18 protein-coding genes are annotated in these 15489 nt (G+C 72.9%); 8 read left to right on the top strand and 10 right to left on the bottom strand.

What is annotated here, in order from left to right; genetic code table 11:
* Window positions 1-30 precede the first annotated feature (30 nt).
* The 7 genes from U5911_RS07965 to U5911_RS07935 all read right to left on the bottom strand — a co-directional run bounded on the left by U5911_RS07965 (window position 31) and on the right by U5911_RS07935 (window position 5019).
* Complete coding sequence (locus U5911_RS07965) at window positions 31-684, bottom strand: HAD family hydrolase (RefSeq protein ID WP_336036449.1); 654 nt, start codon at window positions 682-684, stop codon at window positions 31-33.
* Window positions 685-754: 70 nt separating this feature from the next.
* On the bottom strand, window positions 755-1123 hold the full coding sequence (gene lwrS / locus U5911_RS07960; RefSeq protein WP_336036448.1) for an LWR-salt protein: 369 nt from the start codon (window positions 1121-1123) through the stop codon (window positions 755-757).
* Window positions 1124-1399 carry a 4a-hydroxytetrahydrobiopterin dehydratase gene (locus U5911_RS07955; RefSeq protein ID WP_336036447.1) on the bottom strand — a complete coding sequence of 92 codons (276 nt, stop codon included), beginning with the start codon at window positions 1397-1399 and terminating at the stop codon, window positions 1124-1126.
* A gap of 141 nt (window positions 1400-1540) precedes the next feature.
* A complete protein-coding gene (gene hemA / locus U5911_RS07950; protein WP_336036446.1) occupies window positions 1541-2848 on the bottom strand; it encodes a glutamyl-tRNA reductase in 1308 nt (435 codons plus the stop codon).
* A complete protein-coding gene (locus U5911_RS07945; protein WP_336036444.1) occupies window positions 2845-3501 on the bottom strand; it encodes a precorrin-2 dehydrogenase/sirohydrochlorin ferrochelatase family protein in 657 nt (218 codons plus the stop codon). The genes hemA and U5911_RS07945 overlap by 4 nt, the downstream gene beginning before the upstream one ends.
* Window positions 3501-4556, bottom strand: coding sequence for a siroheme decarboxylase subunit beta (gene ahbB, locus U5911_RS07940; RefSeq protein WP_336036442.1), 1056 nt, complete (start codon window positions 4554-4556; stop codon window positions 3501-3503). The genes U5911_RS07945 and ahbB overlap by 1 nt, the downstream gene beginning before the upstream one ends.
* A gap of 46 nt (window positions 4557-4602) precedes the next feature.
* Window positions 4603-5019 (bottom strand): DUF5778 family protein, encoded by a 417-nt coding sequence (locus tag U5911_RS07935; protein ID WP_336036441.1) that lies wholly within the window; start codon window positions 5017-5019, stop codon window positions 4603-4605.
* Window positions 5020-5219: 200 nt separating this feature from the next.
* On the opposite strand from U5911_RS07935, the gene uppS reads away from it, so the two are divergent.
* Together uppS and U5911_RS07925 are read left to right on the top strand one after the other, a co-directional pair.
* The gene (gene uppS, locus U5911_RS07930; protein ID WP_336036440.1) at window positions 5220-6128 is read left to right on the top strand and encodes a polyprenyl diphosphate synthase; all 909 of its coding nucleotides are present in this window, start codon (window positions 5220-5222) and stop codon (window positions 6126-6128) included.
* Between the two features lie 112 nt (window positions 6129-6240).
* Complete coding sequence (locus tag U5911_RS07925) at window positions 6241-7086, top strand: M14 family metallopeptidase (RefSeq protein WP_336036439.1); 846 nt, start codon at window positions 6241-6243, stop codon at window positions 7084-7086.
* Window positions 7087-7132: 46 nt separating this feature from the next.
* On the opposite strand, the gene U5911_RS07920 is transcribed toward U5911_RS07925, so the two are convergent.
* Window positions 7133-7741, bottom strand: a complete 609-nt coding sequence (locus tag U5911_RS07920; protein ID WP_336036437.1) for an undecaprenyl diphosphate synthase family protein — start codon at window positions 7739-7741, stop codon at window positions 7133-7135.
* 133 nt (window positions 7742-7874) lie between these two features.
* Here U5911_RS07920 and U5911_RS07915 point away from each other — a divergent pair, with 133 nt between their 5' ends.
* Window positions 7875-9203 (top strand): DUF92 domain-containing protein, encoded by a 1329-nt coding sequence (locus U5911_RS07915; RefSeq protein ID WP_336036435.1) that lies wholly within the window; start codon window positions 7875-7877, stop codon window positions 9201-9203.
* Between the two features lie 204 nt (window positions 9204-9407).
* On the opposite strand, the gene dnaG is transcribed toward U5911_RS07915, so the two are convergent.
* Window positions 9408-10799, bottom strand: coding sequence for a DNA primase DnaG (gene dnaG / locus U5911_RS07910; protein WP_336036434.1), 1392 nt, complete (start codon window positions 10797-10799; stop codon window positions 9408-9410).
* 195 nt (window positions 10800-10994) lie between these two features.
* Here dnaG and U5911_RS07905 point away from each other — a divergent pair, with 195 nt between their 5' ends.
* Window positions 10995-11204 (top strand): DUF3311 domain-containing protein, encoded by a 210-nt coding sequence (locus tag U5911_RS07905; RefSeq protein ID WP_336036433.1) that lies wholly within the window; start codon window positions 10995-10997, stop codon window positions 11202-11204.
* Window positions 11201-12688, top strand: coding sequence for a sodium:solute symporter family protein (locus U5911_RS07900; RefSeq protein ID WP_336036432.1), 1488 nt, complete (start codon window positions 11201-11203; stop codon window positions 12686-12688). Before U5911_RS07905 ends, U5911_RS07900 begins: the two co-directional genes overlap by 4 nt.
* 54 nt (window positions 12689-12742) lie before the next feature.
* Here U5911_RS07900 and U5911_RS07895 read toward each other — a convergent pair whose 3' ends face one another.
* On the bottom strand, window positions 12743-13036 hold the full coding sequence (locus U5911_RS07895; protein WP_336036431.1) for a helix-turn-helix domain-containing protein: 294 nt from the start codon (window positions 13034-13036) through the stop codon (window positions 12743-12745).
* A gap of 151 nt (window positions 13037-13187) precedes the next feature.
* Here U5911_RS07895 and U5911_RS07890 point away from each other — a divergent pair, with 151 nt between their 5' ends.
* Genes U5911_RS07890 through U5911_RS07880 form a run of 3 tightly spaced genes read left to right on the top strand, consistent with a single transcriptional unit; the run spans window position 13188 to window position 15449 of the window.
* The gene (locus U5911_RS07890; protein WP_336036430.1) at window positions 13188-13976 is read left to right on the top strand and encodes a YqcI/YcgG family protein; all 789 of its coding nucleotides are present in this window, start codon (window positions 13188-13190) and stop codon (window positions 13974-13976) included.
* Window positions 13973-14521, top strand: coding sequence for a cysteine hydrolase family protein (locus tag U5911_RS07885; protein WP_336036429.1), 549 nt, complete (start codon window positions 13973-13975; stop codon window positions 14519-14521). The genes U5911_RS07890 and U5911_RS07885 overlap by 4 nt, the downstream gene beginning before the upstream one ends.
* A gap of 31 nt (window positions 14522-14552) precedes the next feature.
* Complete coding sequence (locus U5911_RS07880; RefSeq protein WP_336036428.1) at window positions 14553-15449, top strand: HFX_2341 family transcriptional regulator; 897 nt, start codon at window positions 14553-14555, stop codon at window positions 15447-15449.
* The last annotated feature ends 40 nt before the right edge of the window (window positions 15450-15489 follow it).

Here is a 15489-nt window from a genome sequence, read left to right as displayed (position 1 = left end):
GCAGTTGGGTCGCGCCGTCCGCGGCGGCCGTCAGTCCGCGGACCGCCGCTTCCGGAAGAGGTCCTCGACGGACTCGATGCGGTAGTCGCCGAGCACGCAGTGCCCGCGCTTGTGGGGGTCGTGGCGTTCGACGTGCACGCCGTCCAGGCCCGCGTTCTTCGCGGCGCCGACGTCGCTCGCGGCGTCGCCGACGTAGACCCCGTCGTGGCCGTTGTCGGCCCCGAGGTCGGCGAGCGCGAGCTCGATCGGGCGCGGGTCGGGCTTCCAGCCGATGTCGTCGTCACAGCAGACCACCACGTCGAACCAGTCCGCGACGTCGAGGCTGTCCAGCACCGGACCGGTGAGGAACTCCGCGCAGTGGGTCACCACGCCCACGGGGCCGTCGAGGTCGGCGACGCGCGCGGCGTCGTCGTAGAGGTAGGTCGCCTCGGCGCGCGCCCCCGGGTCCTCGACCTCGTGGAACGCGTCCCAGAACGCGGGCGGGTCGAACCCCCACTCGCGGAGGTGGTCGTCGCGGCTGCCGCCGAGGCCGTGCCACAGCACTTCCGCCTGGTAGTCCGAGAACTCGTGGCCGACGCGGTCGCCGACGCGGTCGAACACCTCCCGCGTGTACGACCACTCGGTGTCCACGAGCGTGCCGTCGAGGTCGAACAGCCAGACGTCGTAGTCCGCGCGGGAACCCATAGGACACTAGACTACGGGGTGCTCCATGAAGTGTCTTCGGGCGGCGTGCGGCGGCCTCCCACGCCGCCGGTCAGTCCCGAACCTCGATGGAGCTCCCGAAGTACTTGTGCAGGACCTCGGTCGTGCTGTCGGCGTTGAACAGGTCGAGGTTCGCGCCGATCGCCGCCTTCAGGGCGTCGAGGGACGCCGCGTCGGTCTCGAACGCGCGGTACTCGACGGCCTCGACGGGCACGCCGAGCGCGTCCTCGGTGAGCGCCCGGAAGTGCGCGGGGTCGCCGAGGTCGCCCCGCCAGAGGTTGTCCCGGAAGAACAGCCACCCCTGGTCGCCGGGGTCGTCGGCGTCGCGGTACAGCCGCGTCTCGAAGGACTGCGGGTCGACGCGCACCCCCGGGTCGGGGTCGAGGCGGAACCGCACCGCGAACGCGTACGCGGCGGCCATCTACCGGCGGTCGTTGCAGCGCGCCGCCAGGTCGAGGTCCTGCTCGGTCACGCCGCCCGCCTCGTGGGAGGTGAACCGGACCTCGACCTCCTCGTAGCGGATGCGGATCTCGGGGTGGTGGAACGCCTCCTCGGCGAGCTCGCCGACCTCCGAGGCGAACGCCACGCCCGCCAGGTAGTCGTCGAACTCGTAGGTCCGCACGATCTCGTCGCCGTCGACCGCCCAGCCGTCCGGCAGTCGGTCCGCCAGTTCGTCCGCGGAGAGCGTCTCGGCCATGCGCGAGTGGTCGTCCGCCAGCCCCATAACGGTACCCGCCAGGGGTCGCCACCACTACTCGCCAGCGACGTCACTGCTACTCGCCAGGCGTCGCGGCTGCACGGAACCGTCGGCCGCACCGCAGAGAGACGGCGCCGACAGCTAGTCCTCGGACTCGGCCTGCGCGAGCGCGTCCTGCTCGACGTCGAACGGCATCCCGTCCTCGAACTCCGGGTCGAACAGCTCCAGGGCGGTCGCGATGGTCGACCAGTCGTCCTGCTCGGCGGCGTCCCGGAGGCTCTTCGTCGGCGCCGCCAGCAGCTGGCTGACCAGCGCGTCCGCCATCGACTCCACGACCTCGCGTTCCTCCTCGGAGACCTCGCCGCCGACGGCCTCCAGCTGGCTGACGGCCGTCGAGACCTCGCGGGCCTTCAGGCGGTCCGCGCTCTCGTACATGCGCGCGATGACCTCGTCGGCGCGCTTGCGCTTGTACTGGGCGAGCAGCCGCTGGAACTCCGCCTCCAGCATCGCCTCGACCTGCTGGGCGGCCCGCTCGCGCTGCTCGCGGGTCGACGCCGTCACCGACTCCAGGTCGCCGAGGTCGAACACGGAGACGCCGCACACCCCGTCGGCGGCCGGGTGGACGTCCCGCGGCTGTGCGAGGTCGACGACCACCGTCTCGCCGGCGGCCGCGAGCGCGTCGTCGTCCAGGACGTAGTCCGCGCTCGCGGTCGCGGTCACCACGACGTCCGCGGCCGCGGCGCGCTCGTCGACGTCGCCGAGGTCGGTCGCCGCCGTCGGCGCGTCCACGGCCTCCGCGACGCGCTCGGCGCGCTCGACGGTGCGGTTCGCGACCACCACGCGGCCGGCGTCCGCGGCCGCGAACGCCTTCGCCGCGAGCGCGCCCATCTCGCCCGCGCCGACGACGAGCGCCGTCCCGCCCGCGACGTCCGTCTCCCGGGCGGCCAGTTCGACGGCCGCGCTCCCGAGCGACGTCACGCCCTCGTTGATGGCCGTCTCCGTCCGCGCGCGCTCGCCGACGTGGATCGCCTTCGTGACGGCCTGCCGGAGCACGTGCCCGATGCCGCCGGCGTCCTTCGCGCGGTCGTAGGCGTCCCGTATCTGGCCGAGGATCTGGTCCTCGCCGACGACCAGCGACTCCAGGCCGGCCGCGACGCGCAGCAGGTGGCGGAGGCTCTCCTCGTGGCCCATGCCGACCGCGCCCGCGGCGGCCGGGTCGAACCCCGCGTTCGCGAGCGCGCGCCGCCCCGTCGTGCCGTCCGCGGCGACCACGTACGCCTCCGACCGGTGGCACGTCTGGACGACGAACGCCTCCTCGACCGGCGGCTGGGAGAGCAGCGCCTCCAGCGCGTCCGTCTCGCTGCCGGCGCTGGCGGCCTCCAGTTCCGTGAGGGAGGCCGACTCGTGCGAGACCCGGACGCCCGAGACGACGCCAGTGTTTCCGTTCACGTGGACCACTCCGACTCCCCGACGACGTCCTCGACCACGTCGTCGGCGCTTTTCCGAGGGTTCGTCCCACCAGTACGTAAAGCCTTCCAAACCGGCCCCGACCGCACGACCGCCCGCACCGCGTCCCGCCGGACGTCCGGCGGGACGTCCGCGGCCCGCAGGTCCGCCCGCAGGTCGGCGGTCAGTTCGGCCATCGCGCCGGCGCCCTCGAGTTCGGCCTCGACGCGCTCGCGGAGGTGCTTCGCGAGCGCCGGACTCGACCCGCCCGTCGTCACCGCGACCGTCACCGGGTCGTCGCGCACCGTCGCCGGGACGACGACGCTGCCGGCGTCCCGGCGGCCCGCCCGGTCCGCGCGGTTCGCGAGCGCGCCCGCCTCGCGGGCCGCCGCCGCGAACGCGTCGTTCACCTCGTCGTCGTCCGTCGCGGCGACGACGAGCGCCGGGTCCGTGCGTTCGACCCAGTCCCGGGCCTCGTCGGGGGACGGTGCAGCGCGCACGCGGTCGGCGCCGCCGAAGTCCGCGTCGGCGAACGTCGGACTCACCACGACCACGTCCGCCTCGCGCGCGAACCGGCGCGCCTTCCGCGCGCCCACGCTGCCGCCGCCGACCACGAGGACCGTCTCGCCCGCGAAGTCGTGGACGAGCGGGATCATCAGGCGGTGTTGGCGTCCGCGCGCTCCGCGAGGCGGATGCCCGTCTTCTTCAGGATGCGCGTCGAGAACAGCGTGTCCCAGTCGTCGTCGCCGACGTCCCAGTACTCGGCCATCACCTCGCGGACGCGCTCGATGCGCTCGCGGCTCTCTGCCTCGCTGCGGCCGTGGGTCATCGCGAAGAAGTTGTACGGCCACACGCCGTCGTGTCGCGGCCGCTCGTAGCAGTGCGTCACGAAGTCCAGGCTCGCGACCGCCGGGCCGACGTCCGCGACGACGTCGTCGGGCACGTCCCAGACGGTCATCCCGTTCTCCGTGTACCCGAGCGCGTAGTGGTTCGGGATGACGCCGACCCGCCGGACCTTCCCCTCCTCGTTGAACCGCCGCAGCGTCTCCACGACCCAGTCGACGTCCGCGCCGATCTCGTCGGCGACCGCCTCGTACGGCGTCTCCACGATTGGGAGGCCGTCCTGGACGGCGAGCACGAGGTCGCGCTCGGCCGGCGTGAGCGTGCCCCGGTCGGTCGGCTCCGGCGTCGGCCCGAGGTGCGAGAGGTCCACGTCGCCCTCGGGGACCGGGCCGTCCACGAGGAACTTCGCCTCCACGCGGAACTCCCGCTGCTTCGGGAGGTTGTACGTCTCCTGGCCGGTCTCGTCCTCGATGGCCGACAGCACCTCGGGGACGCGGTCGGCGTCCGCCACGGAGACGACGAACCACATGTTCAGGTGGGGGTGCTCGCGCTCGTAGTTGTGCGCGACCTCCCGGAAGCCGTTGACCGTCTCGGCCACCTCGTCGTACTCGTCCTCGGGCGCGTGCATCGCCACCAGCGACGCGCTACCGCCGATCTCCTCGGCGTCGATGAGCGCGCCGAACCGCGTCAGTACCCCCTCCTCGTCGAGCGTCCGCACGCGGTCGAGCAGGCCGGCCGGGTCGACGTCGACGCCGCGCGAGCGGAGCGCGTGGGCGGCCGGTTCGAACGGCCGGTGGACGACCGGGAACCCCCCCTGGAACGCGTTCAGCACCGCGCGGTCCCGGTCGTCTAACTCCGATACGTCCATGTCCCCACGTCGGGCGTCCCCGACCATAAACGACCCGCCTCGGCCCTCACTCGTCGTAGCCGTCCTCGGTGACGCCGACGACGCGGTCGACGCCGTCGAGGTCGCGGATGTCCGCGAGCACCGCGTCGTGGTCGCCGGTCGCCTCCCAGTACAGCACGAGGTCGAAGGTCCCCTCGCGGAGGAGCTGCTGGCACTCCCAGACGAACTCGTCGTCCGCGAGGGTGAGCCCCTGGTGCTGGTTCACGCCGAACTCGTCGCTGTCGTTGCCCGAGTAGACGTACGTGTCCCCGGCGTCGCCGTGCTCGGCGACCGCGTCGCCGGCGTCCAGCGTGAGCTGGTGGAGCATGCTCTCCTCGCTGGAGTCGTAGGTCGTGTGCACGACCGCGCCCGCGAGGCTGATGTCGCCCGGCTTCAGGAGTTCGACCGTGCCCCGGTAGAGGTCCTCGTCGACCGTCTCGCTCATACTCCGACGGTCACGGCTGCGAGCAATACGTGTGGCGGTTCCCGTCGCCGTTCCCGACGTTCGGGAATCTGCGGCTCCTCCCCCACCGCATCCACGACCCTCCCCCACCGCATCCGCGGTCTCGCCGTCCCTCGCCTGCCGCGCGAGCGGGTGGGCGGCGAGCAGAAGGCTGATACGTCCCTCCGTCGTCACTCCGGGTGATGCGCGAGCACCTCGACGCGGCGGTCGACGCCGTCTACGAGCGCCTGCTCCGGCGCGAGATCGACGGCGCGCCGGCCCACGTCGCCGTCATCCAGGACGGCAACCGCCGGTACGCCCGCGAGCGCGGCGACGACGCGACCGACGGCTACGACGACGGCGCCCAGACCACCGAGCGGGTGCTGGACTGGTGTGCCGAACTCGGCGTCGAGGAGCTCACCCTGTACGCGTTCTCCACGGAGAACTTCGAGCGACCTGAGGAACAGCAACAACACCTCTTCGACCTCCTCGAGGCGAAGCTCACCGAGTTCGCGGACGCCGACCGCGTCCACGAGGAGCGCGTCCGGATCCGGGCCATCGGCGACACGGACCGCCTCCCCGGACGCGTGCGGGACGCCGTCGAGTACGCCGAGTCGCGGACCGCGGGCTACGACGGGTTCGCGCTGAACATCGCGCTGGCGTACGGCGGCCGCGCGGAGCTCCTCGACGCCGCGAAGGGCGTCGCCGACGCCGTCGACCGCGGCGACCTCGACCCCGCGGATGTCGACCTCGACGAGATCGAGTCGCGGCTCCACACGAGCCCCGTGCGGGACGTCGACCTCATCATCCGGACCGGCGGCGACGAGCGCACGTCCAACTTCCTGCCGTGGCACGCGAACGGCAGCGAGGCCGCCGTCTTCTTCTGCACGCCGTACTGGCCGGAGTTCTCGAAGGTGGACTTCCTGCGCGCCGTCCGCACCTACGAGTCCCGGGAGGCGTCCTGGCGGCGCACGCGGGCGAAGCGAGCGCTCGCGCTCGTCCGCGCGCTCGGCACCGAGGTCGGCGAGGCGCGGCGCGTCCTCGACCGCCTCAAGGGCACGCTCCCGGACCCGCCGGAGGACGTCGACGCCGAGGGGCGGTCGGCGGACTGACTGCCGGACGGACCGCGCCGCGACCCGCCGCGTGCAGCGGCTCGCCGGGGCCACCGGACCGTACGGCCTCGCGGCCACCGGACCTTACGGGCCGGCGGGCGTACCCGAGGACGTGTTCGGCGACGACGTCACCATCGACGCGACGGTACTCGGCGACGGCGACCCCGACCTCGCGGTGGTCGGCGGCGTCCACGGCGACGAACCGAGCGGCCTGCGGGCCATCCGGCACGTCCTCGACACCGAACCCGACCTCGAGCGCCCGGTGAAGTTCGTGGTCGCGAACCCGCCCGCCGCGGTGGCCCACCGGCGCTACCTCGACGCGGACATGAACCGCGTGTTCCCCGGGGACCCGGACGCCGGCGAGCGCGAACGCCGGCTCGCCGCGCAGCTGGGGGAGGCGGTCGACGGCAGTCTCGCGCTCTCGATGCACGCGACGCACTCGTCGGCGGAGCCGCTGGCGTTCGTCTCCGGCGACCACCCCGCCGCCCAGGCCGCCGCCGCCCGCCTGCCGCTCGAACACGTCGTGAACCACGACCCAGCCGTGGACGGCGCGTTCACGTCCTGCGAGCGCGTCGTCAGCGTCGAGGTCGGCCGCCAGCTCACCGAGGACGCCACCCAGAACGCCACCAAGCTCGTGCGGGCGTTCCTCCGGCTCACCGACGCCCTGCCGGACGACCCGAAGACCGGGTCGCCGGCGTTCTACACGATGCGGGACGCCGTCGAGAAGCCCGCCGGCGAGGACGACGTCGGCCTGCTCGTGGACAACTTCGAGCGCGTCGACGCCGGCACCGCGTACGCCGCGACGCCCGACGAGGAGTACGTCGCCGACGACCCCTTCTACCCGGTTCTGATGTCCGAGACGGGCTACGAGGACATCTTCGGTTACCGAGGCGAGCGCGTCGCGGACTCCCTCGCGGCGGCCCGCGAGGCGTGGGGGACGCCGCCGGAGGGCGGCTAGTGGAGGGGAGAGCGAACGGTCGACCCGCGGCGCCCGAACCGTCCGCCTACCGCCCGAACCTGCGCTGGCGGTTCTCGTAGTCCAGGACCGCGCGCAGGTAGTCGCGTTTCCGGAAGTCCCGCCAGTTCACGTCCGTGAAGTACAGCTCCGAGTAGACTGACTGCCAGATCATGAAGTCCGAGAGCCGCTCGGCGCCGGTCTTGATGACGAGGTCGGGCTCCTCGGGGAACACGAGTTCGCCCTCGATGACGTCCTCGTCGACGTCCGCCGGAGCCATCTCGCCGTCGTCGACGGCCTCGGCGACGTGCCTGACGGCCGTCGCGAACTCGTGTTTGCCGCCGAGGCCGACGCTCACCTGGATAGGGGCGTCCGCGCGCCGGTCGTCCTCGGGGCCGCGGACGGCCACCTCGCGGGGCGCGGGGACGTTCGCGAGTTCGCGTTCCAGCGTCGGCGCCGCGGCCTCGTCGAGCACGCTGACGTAGACCGTGACGCGGTCGGCGCCGTAGTCGAACGCCCACCCGTAGAAGTCCGCGAGCGTGTCGTAGGCGCCCGCCTCCAGGAGGTCGCGTTCGGTGATGACGAGCGCGACGTGGTCGGGCGAGTCGGCGTCGTGGCGGCGGACCCGGAGGGCGAGGTACCGGTCGTAGAGACCCACACCGGGTGGTCGGCCGGCCGCGTTCAAAATCTTGCGGGTCTCGGGCCGCCCGCGGACGCACGACAGCCGTCCGACGCCGCGAGCCCGCGGGTTCGGGGAAGTTAAGTGCAGTCCCGGGCAACCCCCGGAGGACGTGAACCGGAGTCTCCGCCGCGCCGCGGCGTTCGCGGCCGTGGCGACGCTGGTGCTGGCCGCGCCGCTGCTCGGGGCTGCGACAGCGGCCCCGTTCGCGGTCGTCGCGGCCGCCGCGCTGACGGTGACCGACGGCTGGCTGTTCGACGTGTTCTCGACGCCGCGGGACCGCCGCGAGGGCCGCCTGCGGACGCTCGCGGGGTTCGCGCTCGCGGCGACGGGCGTCGGGCTGCTCGTCCCCGTCTTCGGGGTGCCCGTCGGGGTGTTCGTCGCGACCGTGCTCGCCGTCGGGTACGGCGACCTCGGGCGGCGCCTCGTCCTCCAGGTGCGCGAGGACCGCGCGGTCTCGATGGCCGGGTTCGTCGCGGCCGGCACGGTCGCGGCGCTGGCGGGGCAGGCGGCCGCGGCCGCGCTCGCTGGCACGGCCGCGTCGGAGGCCGTCCCCTACTGGGTGTTCGTCGCGTCCAGCGGCGCGCTCGTCGCGGGCGTGCTCCGGTCGGTGTTCGTCGGGCGGGACGACGCCGTCGTGGTGGTCACCGTCGCGCTCCTGCTGTGGCTGCTCGCGGTGCTCGCGCCGGTCGAGTCGCTGTCGACGGCGGCGGCCTACGAGCGCGTGTTCGTCGCGCTCGGCGTCACCACGCTGTTCGGGTACGTCTCCTACGCGCTGGACGCCGGGTCGGTCGCCGGGATGCTGACCGGCGTCCTGCTCGGGCTGTTCGCGGTCGTCCTCGGCGGCTACGGCTGGTACGCGGTGCTGCTGGCGTTCTTCATCGTCGGCAGCCTCACGACGAAGTTCCGGTACGACCGCAAACTCGAGCGCGGCGTCGCCGAGGAGAACGAGGGCGCCCGGGGCACGGGCAACGTCCTCGGGAACTCGGCGGCGGCGCTCGTCGCGCTCCTCCTGTACGCCGCCCACGCCCACGTGCCGCTGACGGCGCCCGCCTACCAGTTCGCGTACGCCGGCGCCGTCGCGACCGCACTCGCGGACACGCTCTCCAGCGAGGTCGGCGGGCTCTTCGACGGCCCGCGACTGATCACGACGTTCGAGCGCGTCGAACCCGGGACGGACGGCGCGGTGACCTGGCAGGGCGAACTTGCCGGGCTGGCGGGCGCGGCGCTCATCGCCGGGCTCTGCGTCGCCGTGTTCGGGTTCGGGCCGGTGGGCGCGGGCGTCGTCGTCGCCGCCGGGTTCGCCGGCATGACCGCGGACAGCCTCGCGGGCGCGGTCCTCGAGGGCGACGTCGTCGGGAACCAGGGCGTGAACTTCCTCGCGACGCTCACGGGCGGTCTGGCCGGCGGCGCGCTCGCGCTCCTCGGCCACGTCGCCTGAGGCGATTCGCGGCGGGCGAGCAATCGTTCTGGAACGACAGTCGGCGAGAGCAACAAGACAGCGGTGCCGCCGCTGGAGCCGTCGTCAGTAACCGACGTCAGGGGCCGTCGTCAGTAACCGACGTCAGGGGCCGTCGTCAGTAACCGACGTCAGGGGCCGTCGTCAGTAGTCCTCGAACGAGTCGCCGGCGTCGACTCGCGGGCGTCAGTAGTCCTCGAACGTGTGGACGCGGACGCCCGCGGGCTGTTTCACGAACTCGCCCGTCGACGCGCCGACGAGCGTCGCGACGTCCCGCTGGGCGGCGACGTCGAGCAGGCGCTGCGTGACGGCGTCGTCGAGGACGACCACGCGCGGGGCGTCGTCGGCCGCGTCCAGTTCGGCGAACGCGTCGGCGGCGTCGGGCGCTGCGACCACGGCGAGGTCGCCGTCGAGGAAGCGCGCGGTGCCGCTCCCGGCGACGGCGTCGACGTGGTCGGACAGCGACAGCGCCGCGCCGGGGTCGTCGGTCCGGTCGTCCGCGTCGCCGCGTTCGGGGTCGGTCGTGGCCGCTGTCCCCGGGTCCGTGGCGGCGTCCGTCGCCCGGTCGGTGGCGTCGCCGGTCTCCGGTTCCGTCGCGTCGCCGGCGGCCGGCGCGTCCGTCGACCGCTGGGTCGTCGCCGGTCGCTCGGCGGCGGCCGTCTCGGGCGCGGGCGCGGTGCTCCCGTCGGTCGCCGCCGTCGCCTCGTCGACCTTCGCGTCCTCCGCCGAGTCGGCCGGGGCGTCGCCGTCCGCGTCCGCCGCGTCGACGCCGACCGGGGTCGCGGCGTCGGCCGGCGTCTTGTCGCGGAGCGCCGCGTCGACGGCCTGCCGAGAGAGGTCCTCGACGGACTCGCCGCGGGGCGCGCGGGCGACGTAGTCGAGGTCGCCGACCTGGTCGAGCTCGCGCCGGATCATGTCGCCGCCGCGGTCGCCGTCGAGGAACGCGGTCGCGGTCCGGTCCGCGGTGAGGTCGGCGACGGCGTCGGGGACGTCCGTGCCCTCGACGGCGACGGCGTTCTTGATGCCGTACTGGAGGAGGTTCGAGACGTCCGCGCGGCCCTCCACGACGAGGACGGCGTCGCTGGACGCGACGTTCGGGCCGGCGGGCAGCCCCTCGTACTCCGTGATGTCCTCGACGCGGACGCTCTCGCGGACCTCGCGGAGGATGTCCTCGGAGTCGATGGCGCCCTCGTCGAACGCCGTCGCGAGCAGCTCCTTCGCGCGGTCGACGATGTCGCGGCGCTTCGCGGCCCGGACGTCCTCGATGCGCTGGACCTCGACCTGCGCGCGGCACGGCCCGATGCGCTCGACGGCCTCGAGGGCGGCCGCCAGCGTCGCGGTCTCGACGCGGTCGAGGCTGGACGCGATGGTGATGGTGCCGAACGACTGGCCGCCCTCGCTGTCGACGGAGACGTCGATGCGGCCGAGCTTCGCGGAGTCCTGCAGGTCGCGGATGTCGAGGTCGTCGCCCAGCAGGCCCTCGGTCTGCCCGAAGGCGGCGCCGACCACGTCGGTGCGTTCGACGACCCCGTCGGCGACGAAGTCCGCGTGGATGAGGTACTTCGCGGTGTCCTCCATCAGTCTCGCTCTCTTTGTTACTACGGACGCACGCGGGAAATAGCTGTCGTGACTCCGCCGCGGTCGGTCCCCGCGGAGCGGGAGTCGAAGCTCGAAGTCCGTGGAACCGCGTTTCAAGAGAAAATATCTCTACTATCTCCGTTACGGAGGTTTTCAGCAACACTTAACCCGGTTTGGTAGAGACAGTAGTGTAACATGGCGTGGCGTTCGGCTCTCGGCTGGGGTATCGTGTTCGTCGTGCTCGTCGCGTTCGCCATCCCGTGGTTCCTGTGGAACGACGCGTCGATGGTCGCCGGCCTGCCGGTCTGGCTGTGGTGGCACGTCGCGTGGATGCTGGTGACCGCGGTGGCGTTCGCCGCGTTCGCGCGCCGCGGCTGGGGGACGTTCGCGGAGGTGCAGCGGTGAGCGTCCTGCTGGAGGTCGGCATCGTCGTCGCGTACGTGCTCGCGGCGCTCGCGGTGGGCGTCGTCGCCTACCGCGTCACCGACCGCACCGCCGAGGACTACTACCTCGCGGGCCGTGGCCTCGGCACCGGCGTGCTCCTGTTCACGACGTTCGCGACCCTCCTCTCGGCGTTCACGTTCTTCGGCGGCCCGAACGTCGCGTACGGCTCCGGCCCCGAGTGGATTCTCGTGATGGGGCTGATGGACGGCGTCCTCTTCGGCCTGCTGTGGTACCTCCTCGGCTACCGGCAGTGGCTGCTCGGGCGCGCGCACGGCTACGTGACCCTCGGGGAGATGCTCGGGGACCGCTTCGGGTCGAAGGCACTGCGCGGGCTCGTGGCGGGCGTCAGCGTCTTCTGGCTGTTCCCGTACGTGATGTTACAGCAGGTCGGCGCCGGCACCGCCCTGGCGGCGCTGACGGACGGCGCGGTCCCCTACTGGGCGGGCGCCGGCTTCGTCACGCTGTTCATGATCGCGTACGTCGTCCTCGCGGGGATGCGCGGCGTCGCGTGGACGGACACCCTCCAGGGCGTGTTCATGCTGTCGATGGTGTGGCTGGCGTTCGCGTGGGTCGCCGCCGTGCTCGCCGCCGAACCCGGCGGGCTCGCGGCGGCGATGCCCGCGGAGTTCCGCGCGCTCGGCGGCGGCGTCTACTCGCCGCAGTGGATGCTCTCGCAGGCGGTCGGCATCGCGTTCGGCGTGACGATGTTCCCGCAGGTGAACCAGCGGTTCTTCGTCGGGAAGTCCGAGCGAGTCCTGAAACGCACGTTCGCGCTGTGGCCCGTGCTCGTCGTATTGCTGTTCGTGCCGGCGTTCCTCCTCGGGTCGTGGGCGCAGGGCGTCGGCCTCGCGGTGCCGGAGGGCGGCAACGTCCTCCCCGTGCTGCTCGCGGAGTACACGCCCGGCTGGTTCGCTGCGCTCGTCGTCGCGGGCGCGCTCGCCGCGATGATGTCCTCGTCGGACTCGATGCTGCTCTCCGGGGCGTCGTACTTCACGCGGGACCTCTACCGGCCGTTCGTGAACGCGGACGCCAGCGAGGAGTTCGAGCACTTCCTCGGGCGCGTCGGCGTCGTGGCGTTCGCATCGGCGGCGTTCGTCGCGAGCCTCTTCGAGCCCGGGACCCTCGTGGAGATCGGCGAGACCGCGTTCGGCGGCTTCGCGCAGCTCGCGCTCCCGGTCGCGGTCGCGCTCTACTGGCGCGGAACGACGCACAGCGGCGTGGTCGCCGGCGTCGCCGGCAGCCAGCTGTTCTACCTCGCGGCCGTGTTCGGGCCGACCGTCACGCTCGCCGGCGTCCCGGTCCTCGCGGACGCGTACTGGGGCTGGCTGCCGAGCGTCGTGGGGATGGCCGTCGGCCTCGTGCTCACCGTCGGCGTCTCCGCGGTGACCACGCGGGCGGCCAGCGAGGACACGTCCGTCTACTTCGAGAGCGCCCGCGCGGACTGACCGCGCGGACCGACCGTGCGCGCCAGGCGCCGGCACCCACGACGCGCGCCCCGGTCAGGGCTCGCCGTCCCAGTCCGCGAGCCGGTCGGTCACCCACTCGCGGTGCTCGCGCAGGCGCCTGACGCCCGCCTCGGTGAGCGTCAGGCGGTCGTGGACGCCGTCCGGTTCGCGGTCGAGGAGGCCGGCGTCCTCGAGTTTCCGGACGGCGCCGTTGAACCGCTTCGGCCGGATGCGGTCGTCGTTCTTCCGCTCGACGGCGCGCTTGACCGACTGCTGGGTGGGGTCGCCCTCGCCGGCGACGACCACGCAGACGTCCCTCCGGAGGCCGGACTCCAGCCACTTGCTCATGGCCGCGAGTAGCGTCCGCGTCGAGATACCGCTGGCGGTCCCCGCCGACCCGGGGGCCGCCGGCGGCGGCGGCGCGAGCGAGGGCGGTCGAGGCCGGTTCTTCTGTCGGCACTCGAAACACGGAAGGCGAATCGGCCGCACAGGTTCGGGTATGAACGAGCCCGGCCTCGGTGCGGTGCTCGACCACGACACCGCCGCCGCGCGCGTCGAGCGCGGCGACCTCCCGGCGTGGGCGCAGCGCCACTTCGAGAACTTCACCGCGTCGGTCACCGGCGAGCGCGACGGCGCGCCGTTCCCCTGCTTCTTCGGGAAGGCGTCCGTCGAGGAGGGGCGGCCGCTGTACGCGTTCGTCGACTCCACCACGGACCCCGACGCCCTCTTCGAACTCCGGGACGCGCTCCTGGAGTTCCTCGACACCTACCGGGAGCACGGCGACCGCGTGAGCTTCGCGGTGTTCTTCCGGCCGCCCGAGGGGGACCTCACCGAGGCGGAGTGGCACGAGCGGTTCTGGCACGTCCTCCAGTTCCTCCACGTCGAGGACCCCGAGCCGTGGCCCGAGGACATCCCGACCGACCCCGACGACCCCTACTGGGAGTTCTGCTTCGGCGGCGAACCCATCTTCCCGACGGCGCGCGCGCCGTTCTACGAGCAGCGCCAGAGCCGCTACTGCCCGGTGGGCCTGGAGGTGACGTTCCAGCCGCGGGCCATCTTCGAGGGCATCACGGGCGACACGGAGGCCGGCCAGCGCGCCCGCGACCGGATCCGCAGCCGGCTCGAGGAGTACGACGACGCGGCGTGCCCGCACGCCGACCTCGGCGAGTGGGGACAGGACGGCGACCGCGAGTGGCCGCAGTACCTCCTCGGCGAGGACGACGACCAGGCGCCGGCGACGTGCCCGCTCGACGTGACGCCGAGCGTCACCGCGATGGAGCGCGCATGACCGCCGTCCTCGTGCTCGTGGACTTCCAGGCGGGATTCGACGACCCGTCGTACGGCGACCGCAACAACGCCGACGCGGAGGACAACGCCGCGCGCCTGCTCGACGCGTGGCGCGACCGCGGCGACCCGGTGGTGCACGTCCGCCACGACTCCACGGAGCCCGAGAGCCCGCTCCGCGGCGACCGCGAGGGGTTCGCGTGGAAGCCCGAGACCGAACCCGTGGACGGCGAGCCGACGTTCGCGAAGTCCGTCAACGGCGCGTTCGTCGACACCGGCCTCGACGGCTGGCTGCGCGAGCGCGGCCACGACGAACTCGTCGTCTGCGGGCTGACGACCGACCACTGCGTGTCGACGACCGCGCGGATGGCCGAGAACCGCGGCTACGACGTCACCGTGGTCGCCGACGCCACCGCGACGTTCGACCGCGAGACCCACGACGGCGGCCGCATCGACGCCGACGCGAACCACCGCGCCGCGCTCGCGCACCTCCGCGGCGAGTTCGCCGACGTCGCCGCGACCGACGACCTGCTCGGCGGCGACGAGTAGCCTTTTCCCGGCCTTGCGCGTAGCCCCGGCCATGCAGACGCACGTCGTGCCGGTCGGCTTCGACTACGACCGGCTGATCGCGCCGCTGGTGCGCGAGCAGCTCGCCGTCGACCGCGTCATCCTCCTGGAGGGCGCGGTCGGCAGCGAGGCGAACGTCGAGTACAGCCAGCGCATCGCCGAGAAGCTCGAGGCGGACTTCCGGAACCTCCTCGGCGCGGAGACCGAGCGCGTCGCCGTCGCGGACGTCTACGACTACGACGCGGCCTTCGAGCAGGCGTTCGACCTCATCGAGGACGTCCTCGACGCCGACCCGGACGGCGAGGTCTGGGTGAACATCGCGTCGATGCCGCGGACGGTGTCGTTCGCGTTCGCCACCGCCGCCCACTCCATCATGGTCGAGCAGCCGGAGGACCGCGAGCGCATCCACACGTACTACACGGCGCCCGAGAAGTACCTCGAGACCGAGCTCGCCGAGGAGCTGCGCGCCAGCGCCGACCTCCTCGAGGCGGTCGCCGACGGCGACGTCGACGAGAGCGAGGTGCGCGACCAGCTCGCGGACGCCCGCGACCTGCTCGCGGAGTTCGACGAGCGCGGCACCACCATCGGCGCCCAGGAGATCGACGGCAGCCACGTCGTCGAACTGCCCGTGGCCTCCTTCTCGAACGTGAAGCCCTTCGAGGAGCTCATCCTGTACACGCTCGGCGAGCACGGCGAGTTCGACTCCGTCAGCGACCTCGCGAAGACGCTCGCCGCGGACCTCAGCGAGGAGTACACCGACTCGTTCCGGTCGAAGGTCACGTACACGGTGGACAAGCTCGGCCCCGGCGGCAAGGGGTACGTCGAGCGCGAGGAGCGCGGGAAGTCCTATCGCACGCGGCTCTCGCGCATCGGCGAGCTCTGGGTGCGCGCGCACCGCGACCGCGAGTAGCGCGCCAGCGGCGTCCTCGCGACCGCCAGAACCCCGAGCC

The organism is Halobacterium yunchengense, from assembly GCF_037031165.1.
GTDB lineage: Archaea > Halobacteriota > Halobacteria > Halobacteriales > Halobacteriaceae > Halobacterium > Halobacterium yunchengense.
Note: the sequence above shows the minus strand (reverse complement) of the source record. Positions and strands in the feature narration are given on the sequence as shown.

Coding starts and splice junctions, on each gene's coding strand:
- U5911_RS07965 (WP_336036449.1), bottom strand. CDS start 684: ATGGGTTCCCGCGCGGACTACGACGTCTGGCTGTTCGACCTCGACGGC.
- lwrS (WP_336036448.1), bottom strand. CDS start 1,123: ATGGCCGCCGCGTACGCGTTCGCGGTGCGGTTCCGCCTCGACCCCGAC.
- U5911_RS07955 (WP_336036447.1), bottom strand. CDS start 1,399: ATGGCCGAGACGCTCTCCGCGGACGAACTGGCGGACCGACTGCCGGAC.
- U5911_RS07945 (WP_336036444.1), bottom strand. CDS start 3,501: ATGATCCCGCTCGTCCACGACTTCGCGGGCGAGACGGTCCTCGTGGTC.
- ahbB (WP_336036442.1), bottom strand. CDS start 4,556: ATGGACGTATCGGAGTTAGACGACCGGGACCGCGCGGTGCTGAACGCG.
- U5911_RS07935 (WP_336036441.1), bottom strand. CDS start 5,019: ATGAGCGAGACGGTCGACGAGGACCTCTACCGGGGCACGGTCGAACTC.
- uppS (WP_336036440.1), top strand. CDS start 5,220: ATGCGCGAGCACCTCGACGCGGCGGTCGACGCCGTCTACGAGCGCCTG.
- dnaG (WP_336036434.1), bottom strand. CDS start 10,799: ATGGAGGACACCGCGAAGTACCTCATCCACGCGGACTTCGTCGCCGAC.
- U5911_RS07905 (WP_336036433.1), top strand. CDS start 10,995: ATGGCGTGGCGTTCGGCTCTCGGCTGGGGTATCGTGTTCGTCGTGCTC.
- U5911_RS07895 (WP_336036431.1), bottom strand. CDS start 13,036: ATGAGCAAGTGGCTGGAGTCCGGCCTCCGGAGGGACGTCTGCGTGGTC.
- U5911_RS07890 (WP_336036430.1), top strand. CDS start 13,188: ATGAACGAGCCCGGCCTCGGTGCGGTGCTCGACCACGACACCGCCGCC.
- U5911_RS07885 (WP_336036429.1), top strand. CDS start 13,973: ATGACCGCCGTCCTCGTGCTCGTGGACTTCCAGGCGGGATTCGACGAC.
- U5911_RS07880 (WP_336036428.1), top strand. CDS start 14,553: ATGCAGACGCACGTCGTGCCGGTCGGCTTCGACTACGACCGGCTGATC.